The organism is Streptomyces sp. NPDC047014, assembly GCF_040644195.1.
Taxonomy (GTDB): Bacteria; Actinomycetota; Actinomycetes; order Streptomycetales; family Streptomycetaceae; genus Streptomyces.
Genome location: NZ_JBEYVX010000003.1, coordinates 118,331 through 129,652, shown reverse-complemented (window position 1 = coordinate 129,652; position 11,322 = coordinate 118,331). Strand labels below are relative to the sequence as shown.

The window sequence follows — 11,322 nt, the reverse complement described above, 5'->3', positions numbered from 1 at the left end:
ATACGATCCGACGTGGCGCCGGTGGAGGGGCTCATCTCATCAGCTCACCGGCGTTGACCAGCAAGGACTGGCCGGTTATCGCCCGCGCCCGGTCGGAGGCGAGGAAGGCGGCGGCATCGGCCACGTCCCCGTCGGTGGCGAGGTCGGGCAACGCCATCCGCCGGGTGAGCCGGGCGTGCACCTCGGCCTCGGGCACCCCTTCGGTGTGCGCGGTGAAGGTGACGAAGGCTTGTACGGGAGGCCCCCACATCCAGCCCGGCAGCACGGTGTTGACGCGGATCCGGTACGGCCCGAGCTCGCGCGCCAAGGAGTACATCGCGGAGGTCAGCGCCCCCTTGGAGGAGGCGTAGGCGGCCTGCCGCACTTCGCTCGGCGCGGCCACGGCGGACTGCGTGCCGATGATGACGACGGCCCCGCCGTTCTCCTTGAGGGCGGGCAGGCAGGCCCGGGTCATGCGCAGGGTGCCGAGCAGGTTGACGTCGAGGAGCTGCTGCCAGGTCCCGAAGTCGGCGTCCTCCAGGCCCCCGAAGTACGAGTCCCACGCGGCCACATGCACGACGGCGTCGAGCCGTCCGAAGCGCTCGCGGGCGAGCGCGGCCAGTGCCTCGCACTGCTCCTCGTCGGCGATGTCGGTGGTGCGGTAGGCGGTGCGGAGGCCGTCGGGGTCGATCTCGGCGGCGGATTTGGCGAGATTCGCCTCGGTCCGCGCGCCGAGCACGGCGTTCCCGCCGTCGCGCACGACGGCGGCGGCGACCTGGTGCCCGAGCCCGGCCCCGACGCCGGAGACGATGACGGTCTTCCCTTGCAGCAGCATGGCGGTCCTCCGCGGCGGCGTGTGTAGGGGTACGAGGTGCACCTGACGGGTCGTCAGGCTAGGGGAGCCGGGTGGCGGAGGGAAGGGCCGGGCGGGCCGGAGGGCCGGGCCCCGGGCCCCTGGCCGTGCGGATCCCGGCCCGGCGGTGCGGATGCCCTGGCCGTGCGGATGCTCGCCGGGCAGCGCGGGTGCCCCGGGCCGTGCGGGATTCCCGCTCCGTGCGGACGCCCCGGGCCGTGCAGATGCCCGCCGGGCCGTGCAGATGCCCGCCGGGCCGTGCAGATGCCCGCCGGGCAGCGCGGGTGCCCCCGGCCGTGCGGGTGCCCGCCGGGCAGTGCGAGTGCCCCGGGCAGCGCGGATGCCCGCCGGGCCGCGCGGATGCCCCCGGCCCGTGCGGATGCCCGCCGGGCCGGGCGGCCGCACAATGGGCCGTACCCGGTGGTCCCACTGCCCCGCGCGGAAGGAAGAGCCTCGTGAAGGACATCGAGTGGCAGCCCGTGCAGGCCGCGGGCACGTGACGACGCCCGTACCGCGCCGCCAGGACCGGCCGGCCGGCAAGGCCGACTACTCCGGCGCCGTGTACGGGTCGATGCTGGCCGCCTCGGTGGTGGTGGGCGCCGGCGCGCCCGGTCCCTTCCCCCGGCTTCAGCTCATCGCACTGCTCCTCGGCACGGGCATCGTCTTCTGGGCCGCACACGTGTTCGCCCGGCTGTTCGGCGCCCGCATGGTGCGGCGGCTGAGCTGGCGGGTGGTCCGGGAGACCTCCCGCGAGGAACGCCCCATCATCGAGGCGGCCCTCCCGCCCGCCCTCGCCGTGGCCGTCAGCCCGTGGTTCGGGCTGGGCGGGCACGGGACGGTGTGGCTCGCGCTCATCGTCGCGCTGGTCGGCCAGATCGGCTGGGGCACGGTCGCGGCCAGCCGGGCCGGGGCCTCGCGGCGGATGATGGCGCTGGCCGCCGCGATCAACCTCTTCCTCGGGCTGCTCATCGTGCTGCTCAAGGTCGCCATCTCGCACTGAGGGCGGTCCGGGGCGGTCCGGGGCCGTCGCGGGGCTGCCCTTCTGACGCGGCATCAGCTAGACCGTTGCCATGACGACAGGCGAGCAGGACCCCGGGCAGGACACCGGACACACCCCCCGCCCCGACACCCGCCCCGACGACTACGCGGCCCTCGCGTCCGTCGGCCCCTACGGGGTCCGCCCCGGCCATGCGCTGATCACCATGGTGGAACCGCACCCGGGCCACGAGTACGCGTACAACCGCTGGTACGAGGACGACCACTACTACGCCGGCGCGATGGCCATGCCCTGGATGTACGCCGGGCGCCGCTGGGTGGCCACGCGCGAGCTCCAGGAGCTGCGCTATCCGGAGAAGTCCGCCGTGGCCGAGCCGGTCACCGCCGGCTGCTACCTCTCCACGTACTGGATCACCGAGGGCCGCTACGACGAGCACATGAAGTGGACCGTCGGCATCAACAAGCGGCTCAACCGCGACGGCCGCGTCCACCAGGCCCGCACCCACGTCTTCACGGCCTTCCAGGACCACGCGGCGACCGTCTACCGCGACGGCGCCGCCGGCCCCCGGGACCTGCACGCCCTCGACCACCCGTACGCGGGCCTCGTCCTGGAGGTGATCGACGCCGACGGGCCCGAGCGGCGGGCCGAGCTGCTGGAGTGGCTGTGCTCGCGGGCCCTGCCGCGGCGGCTGCACGGCTCCCCGGCGGCGATGGTGACCGTCTTCCGGCCCACCCCGCTGCCCGGGGACCGGATGACCTACGTCAAGCAGGTGGAGGGCGTCGGCACCCGGCTCACGCTGCTGTGGTTCCTGGAGGAGGACCCCCGGGCCTGCTGGGACCGCTTTCGCGGACTCGACGCGGAGACCGCGGAGGCGGGGCTCGGCCGGGTGGAGCTGGTCGCCCCCTTCATCCCGACGGTGCCGGGGACCGACCGGTACGTGGACCAGCTCCGCTAGGCCGTCTCTTCCGGATCTTGTCGGGTCAGCCCGCGTTGTCCGGTGCCGTGCATCGCAAGGCGGAGGGGCTCCCGTGTACTGGACGTACTCGGGTGTCCCGACAACCTGGGGGTCCCCCCGGACGGAGTCTGGGGGATGAGGTGCGGTGCCGGGCAGCGCGGGCCCGGCAAGATCCGGAAGAGACGGCCTAGCGCTCCGGCGGGATGCGGCCGGGCATGGCCGAGCCCCCTCGGCCAAGACGGCGGGTCGGTCGAGAGGGCTCCAGGTCCAGCGGGCGGTCGCTACGCGGTCTTCAGACCAGGCGCCCCGGCCGGCCTTCGGCGACATCGGTGACGAACGCGGTCCAGGAGCCGGGCGCGAAGGTGAGGGACGGACCGTCCTGGGCCTTCGAGTCGCGCACGGCGATCGCCTCGGCGGCCGGGGACTTGACCTCGACGCAGGCGTTGTTGGCGGAGTAGGAGGACTTGACCCAGTTGTCGTTCGAGCCCAGGTGAATGGCCATGGTTCTCTCCGGTGCGAGTAGTTCCGGTGTCTCGTCGGTCATTTCCGGCCGACGTGAGGGACGCTACCCGCAGCTTCCGCCGGGTGAAGGAGGCATTCACCCGACCGAGTGGCATATTCGTTTCGGGTCTTCTGTGGCCGGTAGGTGACGGTGTACGGTGCCGCCCCTTCGCCGTCCCGCGCCGTTCCTCGCCGCCGCCCCGGTTCCGGCATTCCTGGACTTTCAGCTCATCTCGGAATACCTCCTGATGGCGTCCTCGATGAACTCGCGGGTCTGGTCCACGCCGAGGGCCTGGGCGCGCAGGTGCTCGTACATGACGCTGTATTTCTGGACGTCGTTGGCCTTCTCCAGGTACAGGTCGCTCGTCACGCCCTCGATGTAGACCACCGTCGAGTCGACCGCGTCCGGGAATTCGAGGATCGCGTACTGGCCGTTCACGCCGGGGTGCGCGCCCAGCTCGAAGGGCATGACCTGCACGGTGACATGCGGCTGTTCCGACTGCTTTATCAAGTACTCCAGCTGCCGGGTCATCAGTCCGGGGTCGCCCACGCGCCGGCGCAGCGCGGCCTCGTCGATCACGGCCCACAGGCGCAGCGGGCCGAGGTCGGGGTTGTTGTTCTCGGTCTCGGAGAGCCGCTTCTGGCGGTGCATCCGGATCTGGACCCGCTTCTCCACGTCGACCGGAGCCGTCTCCGGCCAGGCGCCGCGGACGAGGGCCTGGGCGTACTCGGTGGTCTGGAGCAGCCCCGGGATCACCAGCGGCTCGTAGGTGCGCAGGCTGGCCGCGTCCGTCTCCAGCCCGATGTAGACGCTGTACGGGATGTCGCCGAAGGTGTGCCACCAGCCCTGCTGGCGGGAGTCCTTCGCCATCTGCATGAGGGAGTCGATCAGCCGGCGGTCCTCGACCTCGTACACGTCGCACAGGTCGCGGACATCGCGCTGGCTGATGGAACGACGGCCGTTCTCCAGCCTGCTGATCTTCGACTGGGAGACGAGGAGGCGCTCGGCGACCTGTTCGGCCGTCATGCCCTTGTCCTCGCGGAGCTTGCGCAGCTCCATTCCCAGTCGGCGGCGTCGGACGGTGGGATTGACATTGGACGCCACGTGAACGGCACCTCCGCCTTCTTCTGTCGTGCAGCAGCTGTCTCTCTGCGTGTCTGATGCTGAGCAGACTGCCACCGAAGCGGGCGGCGGCGCTGGGGAACGGCGGGGAAAAACACAGACGCGCGGGGTGGCGGGCCGGTTCGCCGGTCCCGCCACCCCGCGCGCCAGGGCGGTGCGGTGGTGGTTCTTCGGTGCTCTGGTGCGGTGGATCAGTGCGCGGCCGCGCGGGCCATCGCACCCGTCCGGCGCGGCTGCAGCGGAACGCCGCTCGCCGTGGGCCGGGCGGCCGGTGGTGCCTGGGCGCGGTCGCGGCGCGGCTGTGCGGCCACACCGTTCTGGACGTCCATCACGGCGTGCGCCACGAGGCCGCCCATCGGGTCGTGCCGGATCAGGTCCCGCAGCCGGGACCTGGACGACCGCCCCTCGTTGCCGGGGTACAGGTGCTTGCCGAGGCCGACCGCGTGGGCCAGTGCGGCGAGCGCCGCGGTCCGCGGGTCCGGCGGTACGCCGGTGCGGATCGCACTGTCGAGCCGGGCTCGGATCTCCCGGCTGATGTCCGTGTCCGTCGCCTGGTAGCGAGTCGTCGGCAGCACTCCGCACATCTGTCCCGCGACGGCATGGACCATGCCGCAGCGCTCCAGATGAGCGAGGTAAATCTGGCGGAGCCCCAGCCGGGGTCCGCCGATCCAGTGGACGGCCCGTACCGGGCTGCCGCGCCTGCGCAGCAGTTCCAGTGCGGAGTCCAGAGTCGGATCTCCTGTCGGCCGTGGCATCACCACGGCGATACGATCCCCATCAGGGGCTATCCGTCCTGCCAGAGCCAGCTCCACTAGCTGTGCCCCGGCCAGGCCGAGGTCGAGCGACTGCGGCTGCGCCGTGGTACCCGTGGCCGGGTCCAAGGCGAGCAGCAGAAGCTCCTCCGGAATTGTTCTGCGGCTCCTGCCCATCCATGCCTCCCCGCGTGGATGAGTGACAGGGTGACGCCTCTCACATTCATCTGTCGAGAGCGCGTGGCCGCTTTGTGGGGGAACCGGCAACTATGTCGTTCTCGTCTGGCGCGGGTGCGATGCCCCCTAGACGGGACACTGTTAGACATTCGGACAGCCGAACGTGACGGCGATGAGGAGGAGCGGTGGCGGGCGAGTCCCCCGACAAGTCGGTAGATGAAGCGGCGGAGCGTGATCCGAGGCTCTCGGTTTTCCGCCCCCGAGACCCCGCCCCCACCACCCCACCCGAACGGGACCCCCTCCGCGAGGCGGTAGCGGCCTGGGTGGCCTCCACGGAGGACCCGTCGACGACCGCACCCACCTCGACGGCCCGGCCCACCGAGCCGGAGCGGGCCTCCGATCCGGAGCGTGCTTCCGAGCCCGAGCGGGCCTCCGGTGCGGACCGCGCCTCCGAGCCCGAGCGGGCTCCCGCCGCAGACCGCGCCTCCGAATCCGAGCGCCCCTCCGGCCCGGACCGGGCTTCCGGCACGGACGGTGCCTCGGGCGCGGAGTCGCGCCCGGGTACGGCTGGCGCCGCCGAGGCTGAGCGCGCCTCCGGCGCCGACCGGCCTTCCGGTGCCTCCGGCGCCGAGCGTTCCGCCGCTGCGGACCGGGCTTCCGGTACGGACCGTGCCGCGGGCGCGGAGCGGGCCGCCGAGGCTGAGCGCGCCTCTGGCGCGAACCCTGCTTCCGGTGCAGACCGTGCCTCTGGCGCCGACCAGCCCTCCGGCTTCGGCCGGGGCGCGGGAGCTGCCGCCGGTCGCGCGGCTGCCGCAGGCTCGGACGCCGCTGGGCGCTCCGCGCAGGGGTCGGTTTCCGGCCAGGCGGTCGCTGCCGACGAGGACGCCGCCTCCGCGCAGGGTTCCGGCCAGCGGCCGTCCCCCGGCGGGGGCGGCGCCCGCGCTGATCGTTCCGCCGCAGGGTCCGCTCAGGCGTCGCCTTCCGGCCAGCCGACCGAAGCCGACTCCGGCCCTGCGCAGGGCTCCGGCCGGCCTGCCGACGCCGGCACGCGCTCCAGCAAGGACGCCGCCGACGCGGCGACCCCCGCGCAGCCTCCGGGCGCTGGCCAGCGTTCTGGCGCTGACTCCGCCGCTGGTGAGCGCCCCGGTGGGGCCTCCGCTGCCGGCGCGGGCTCCGGCTCCGTCCAGGGCCCGGTTTCCGGCCAGCAGGCTGGCGCCGATGAGCGCCGCCCCGGCGGGGCCTCCGCCGCCAACAGCACCTCCGATGCGCGCTCCGCCCAGGGGTCGGGTTCCGGCCAGCGGGCCGGCGGGGCTCCCGGCGAGAGCTCCCCGCAGGGGTCCGGTTCCGGCCAGTCGGCTGGCGCCGACGCGCGCTCCGCGCAGCAGGCTGTTTCCGGCCAGCCGGGTGGCGCTGACACGCGTCCCGGCGGCGCCGACGCCGCCAAGGCGGGCTCCCCGCAGGGGCCGGGCTCCGGCCAGGCGGGTGGCGCCCGCTCGGGCGGGGGCTCCGCTGAGGCAGTCGCCCCCAGCGAGCGCTCCGCGCAGCAGGGCGGCTCCGGCCAGGCGGGTGGCGCCCAGGCGCGCCCCGGCGGGGACGCCGCGCCGGGTGGGCCGGAGGCCAGTGAGCGGACTGCTGTGTTTCGGGTGCCTCGGGTTGACGCGGCCAAGGGGGACAGCGAGCGGACCGCTGTGTTCCGCGCGCCCAAGCCCGCTGCGGGCCCGGACAGTGAGACCACCGCCGCCGTTCCCACCCCGAAGGGGCAGGACAGCGAGACCACCGCCGTGTTCCGGGCGCCGAAGGCGGACTCCGCGCCGGCCGCCCAGGACACGAACACCACCGTCTTCCGCGCCGTGAAGCCGGCCACGGCCACCCCGAAGCCCGAGACCGACCAGCCCGGCGCAGCCAAGCCCGGCACGGACCGGCCCGGCGCGGCCAACCCCGCCGGCGCGCCCGGCACGGGCACGGCCGCCGCCCCCGGCACCGACCGGCCCGGCGCGGCCAAGCTCGGCACCGACCAGCCCGGCGCAGCCAAGCCCGGCACCGACCGGCCCGGTACGGGCAATGCCGCCGCCGCGCCCGGCACCGGCAAGCCCGCCCCCGCCCCCGGCAAGGACAGCACCTTCGTGCCCCTCCGGACCGGCGAAGCCGGGCCCCGGTTCGACAAGAAGGTCACGGCCACGCCCCCGCCGGGCCCCGCCCCCGAGGCGGCCACCGTCCGCGCCCCCGACCGGACCGAGCGCACCACCCAGCAGCCCCTGCCGCCCAAGCCGCCGCTGGACATGCTGGCCGACCTCACCAACAACCCGCCCCCGCCGCCGAGCCCCCTCCGCACCGCCGTCCGGCGGATCAAGATCTACACCCCGCTCGTCGTGCTCCTGGCGGTCGTCCTCGGCATCGTCCAGCTCGTACGCCCGCTCCCCGAGCCGAAGCTCGTCATGACCGCGAAGTCCTCGTACACCTTCGACGGCGGCAAGCCCCAGCTCCCCTGGCCCGCCGAGGGCCAGGCGTACATGGCGGCCGCCGGCCTCGGCACGCTCGGACAGTCCGGCGAGCAGAAGCCCGTACCGATCGCGAGCGTCACCAAGTCGATGACGGCGTACATCATCCTGCGCGACCACCCCATCAAGAAGGGTGAGCAGGGCGCGATGATCGACGTCGACAAGACCGCCGAGACCGAGGGCAAGAAGAACGACTCCGTCAACAACGAGTCCACCCTCGACACCGTCAAGGAGGGCGACAAGATCTCCGAGTACGACGCGATCGCCGCCCTCATGATCCCCTCGGCCAACAACATCGCGCGGCTGCTCGCGCGCTGGGACGCCGGTTCCCAGGAGGCGTTCGTCAAGAAGATGAACGACACCGCCAAGGAACTCGGCATGACCAACACCACCTACACCGACCCCTCGGGCCTGGACGCCACCACCGTCAGCACCGCCGAGGACCAGGTGAAGCTGGGCCTCAAGCTGGTCGAGATCGAGACGCTGCTCGACATCACCAAGAAGCCGAAGTGGACCGACCCGTCCGGCAAGGAATGGCGGAACTGGAACGGCCTGGTCCCCTTCAACGACTCGCTCGGCATCAAGACCGGTACGACGACGAAGGCCGGCGGAAACCTCCTCTTCGCCGCCCAGAAGAAGATCGGCAACACCAACCAGCTGATCGTCGGCGCCGTTCTCGCCCAGCACAAGCCGCCGATCATCGACAGCGTGCTGGCCGCGAGCAAGCAGCTGCTCATCGCCACCCAGAAGTCCCTGGAGGGCGCGAAGGTCGTGGAGAAGGGCCAGGTCGTGGGCTACGTCGACGACGGGCTCGGCGGCCGCACCCCGGTCGTGGCCACTGCCGAGGTCCAGGCCATCGGCTGGGCCTCGCTGACCGTGGACGTGAAGCTCGGCAACGGCGGCGGCAGCAGCGTGCCGCAGACCGCCAAGGCGGGCACGGAGGTCGGTCTGCTGACCGTCGGCGACGGCGCCAGCCAGGTCAAGGTGCCGGTGGCGCTCCAGAGCGATCTGGCGGCGCCGGGCATCGGCAGCAAGCTGACGCGCGTCGGCTGACGCGCACCGCGGTTCCGGCGCCCCGGGCAACCCCGGGGCGCCGGTCCGCGTCTTGGGACCGGGGCACGCAGGTGTGCGCCCGTGCGGATCGAGGTGTTGAGGCGCCGGGGAGTTGGGGAGTGCGGAGTGAGCACCGCTGAGCAGCAGGACAGCCGCGGCCCGGCAACGCCCCCGCCCCCGGACGCCCCCACCGTCCCCGCGGCGGGGCCGAAGGCCCGTTCGGCCGGGCCGGAGGCCCCCTCTGCCGGGCCGGAGGCCCCCGTCGGCCGCCCGGAGGACCGTTCCACGGCCCAGGAGGCCCCCTCCGTCCGGCCGCAGGGCCATTCCGCCGACCCGGAGGCCCCCTCCGTCCGGCCGCAGGGCCATTCCGCCGACCCGGAGGCCCCCTCCGACCGGCCGCAGGTCCGTTCCGCCGAACCGAAAGCCCCCTCTGCCGGGCCGGAGGCTCCCGCCGCCCGCCCGGAGGACCGTCCCGCCGAACCGGAGGCCCCCTCCACCCGCCCGCGGGACCGTTCCGCCGCCCCGGAGGACCGTTCCGCCAGCCCCCGCGCCCGCCGCCCCCTCGACCCCCTCCGCCGCCACCCCGTCGCCGTTGCCACCGCCGTCGCCGCCGTGCTGCACGTCGTCTGGTTCTTCTGCTTCGCCAACAGCGGTGGCGACCTCGCCGCGCAGGACGCCTGGGCCGAGTTCGTGGGACGCCACCCCGACTCCGCCTACAACCTCGCCTGGTACGGCGGCATGCACCCCGTCTCGTACAGCGTGGTCTCTCCGTACCTCATGCACATGCTCGGCGTCCGGACCACGATGATGATCGCGGGCACCGTCTCGGCCGGCCTGCTCGCCCTGATCCTCACCCGCTGCCGCCGCGCCGTGCGCGAGCCGCTGTGGCCCGCCCTGGCCGGGGTCTACGGCCTCTTCTGCAACGCCCTCTCCGGCCGCGTGACCTTCGGCCTCGGCGTCGTCTTCGCCCTCGGCGCCGTCGCCGCCGTCTTCTGCTGGCCGCGCAAATGGGCCGAGCGGCGCTGGGCCAAGGCCGCCGTCGCCGCCCCGCTGGCCGGTCTCGCCACCGCCGCCAGCCCTGTCGCCGGGCTCTTCCTCGGGGTGATCGCGGCCGCGCTGTTCCTCAGCCGGCGGCGCCCGGGTGCGTACGCGCTGGGGCTGGCCCCGGTGGCCGTCGTCGGCCTGTCCGCCTGGCTGTTCCCCTTCTCCGGGACCCAGCCGATGAAGATCGGCTCCGCCGGGCTGCCCTTCCTCTTCGCCCTGCTGATCCACTTCCTCGTGCCGAAGCGCTGGAAGACGGTCCGGATCGCCTCCGCCGTCTACGCCCTCGGCGTCTTCCTGACCTGGGTGATCGACTCCCAGGTCGGCTCGAACGTCACCCGCATGGTGATGCTCTTCGGCGGCGCCGTCCTGCTCTCCGCCCTCGCCTACGAGGTCCCGCGCACCCGGCGCTGGTACGGCGTGCTCCTCGCCCTCGTCGGCCTGAACGCCTGGATCACCCTCAACAGCATCACGGACATCGTCCGCACCACCCCCGTCGCCGCCTGGAACCGCGAGCTGGCCCCCCTCGTCGACCAGCTCCAGAAGGCGGGCGCGGAGCGCGGCCGGGTCGAGGTGGTCCCGGTCAGCAGCCATCGCGAGTCCTCCGCCTTCCCCTCGTACGTGAACCTCGCGCGCGGCTGGAACCGGCAGGCCGACCTGGAGCGCAACCCCCTCTTCTACGACGACACCCTCACCGCCGACAGCTACCGGGCCTGGCTGGAGCGCTGGGCCGTGCACTATGTGGTGCTGCCCGCCGACAAACCCGATTCGGGCGGGGAGGACGAGGCGAAGCTGGTGCGCGCGGGGTTGCCGTACCTCCAGCAGGTGTGGGGCGACGCGAACTGGCAGCTGTTCAAGGTGCAGGAGCCCACCGACCTGGTCGCGGGCCCCGCGACCGTGGTGCGGGCGGGCGCCGACCGGCTGGTGCTGGACGTGAAGCAGGCCGGGCGGGTGCTGGTACGGATCCCGCACTCGCCGTGGCTGGGGCTGGTGGACGCGGAGGGCAGGCCGGTGGCGCCGCCGCAGGAGACGGCCGGCTCGAAGGAGCGGCAGTCCGTGCCGAAGGAGTACGAGAACGCGGCCGGGTGCCTGTTCAAGGCGGAGCCCGACGCGGAGGGCGATGTGTGGACGGAGCTGCTGGCTCCGGCGCCGGGGGAGTACCGGGTGGCGGCGAAGTACCAGCTGCCGCGCGGCACGCCGTGCCCGGAGGAGCTGGTGCGGGTGGCGGTGGGCGCGGCCGAGCGCCCCGTTCCGGTCGCGGCCGAGCGCCCCGTTCCGGTCGCGGCCGGGGGGCGCTGATCGGCCGTCCTGGCCGGAATTCTTTGCCTACCGGCCCGGGTGCGTAGACCCCTATATGTGCATACGATCCCAGTAGTCCGATTGGGTGCTTCCT

General features: G+C 73.6%; 8 protein-coding genes. 4 read left to right on the top strand and 4 right to left on the bottom strand.

Annotated elements, in window-relative coordinates; genetic code table 11:
- Window positions 1–31: 31 nt before the first annotated feature.
- Window positions 32–814: an SDR family oxidoreductase gene (locus ABZ873_RS03100; protein ID WP_360864296.1), complete on the bottom strand. Its 783-nt coding sequence runs from the start codon at window positions 812–814 to the stop codon at window positions 32–34.
- Between the two features lie 514 nt (window positions 815–1,328).
- On the opposite strand from ABZ873_RS03100, the gene ABZ873_RS03095 reads away from it, so the two are divergent.
- Window positions 1,329–1,832, top strand: coding sequence for a hypothetical protein (locus ABZ873_RS03095; RefSeq protein ID WP_360864521.1), 504 nt, complete (start codon window positions 1,329–1,331; stop codon window positions 1,830–1,832).
- A 70-nt stretch (window positions 1,833–1,902) separates the two neighbouring features.
- Complete coding sequence (locus ABZ873_RS03090) at window positions 1,903–2,784, top strand: hypothetical protein (RefSeq protein WP_360864295.1); 882 nt, start codon at window positions 1,903–1,905, stop codon at window positions 2,782–2,784.
- A 292-nt stretch (window positions 2,785–3,076) separates the two neighbouring features.
- Here ABZ873_RS03090 and ABZ873_RS03085 read toward each other — a convergent pair whose 3' ends face one another.
- The 3 genes from ABZ873_RS03085 to ABZ873_RS03075 all read right to left on the bottom strand — a co-directional run bounded on the left by ABZ873_RS03085 (window position 3,077) and on the right by ABZ873_RS03075 (window position 5,337).
- Window positions 3,077–3,286: a DUF397 domain-containing protein gene (locus tag ABZ873_RS03085; protein WP_360864293.1), complete on the bottom strand. Its 210-nt coding sequence runs from the start codon at window positions 3,284–3,286 to the stop codon at window positions 3,077–3,079.
- Between the two features lie 222 nt (window positions 3,287–3,508).
- Window positions 3,509–4,390 carry a helix-turn-helix transcriptional regulator gene (locus ABZ873_RS03080; RefSeq protein ID WP_360864291.1) on the bottom strand — a complete coding sequence of 294 codons (882 nt, stop codon included), beginning with the start codon at window positions 4,388–4,390 and terminating at the stop codon, window positions 3,509–3,511.
- Between the two features lie 209 nt (window positions 4,391–4,599).
- Window positions 4,600–5,337 (bottom strand): GPP34 family phosphoprotein, encoded by a 738-nt coding sequence (locus ABZ873_RS03075; RefSeq protein WP_360864289.1) that lies wholly within the window; start codon window positions 5,335–5,337, stop codon window positions 4,600–4,602.
- 1,643 nt (window positions 5,338–6,980) lie between these two features.
- On the opposite strand from ABZ873_RS03075, the gene ABZ873_RS03070 reads away from it, so the two are divergent.
- Both ABZ873_RS03070 and ABZ873_RS03065 read left to right on the top strand, forming a co-directional pair.
- The gene (locus ABZ873_RS03070) at window positions 6,981–8,888 is read left to right on the top strand and encodes a D-alanyl-D-alanine carboxypeptidase (protein ID WP_360864287.1); all 1,908 of its coding nucleotides are present in this window, start codon (window positions 6,981–6,983) and stop codon (window positions 8,886–8,888) included.
- 612 nt (window positions 8,889–9,500) lie between these two features.
- A complete protein-coding gene (locus ABZ873_RS03065) occupies window positions 9,501–11,228 on the top strand; it encodes an MFS transporter (protein WP_360864519.1) in 1,728 nt (575 codons plus the stop codon).
- Window positions 11,229–11,322 lie beyond the last annotated feature (94 nt).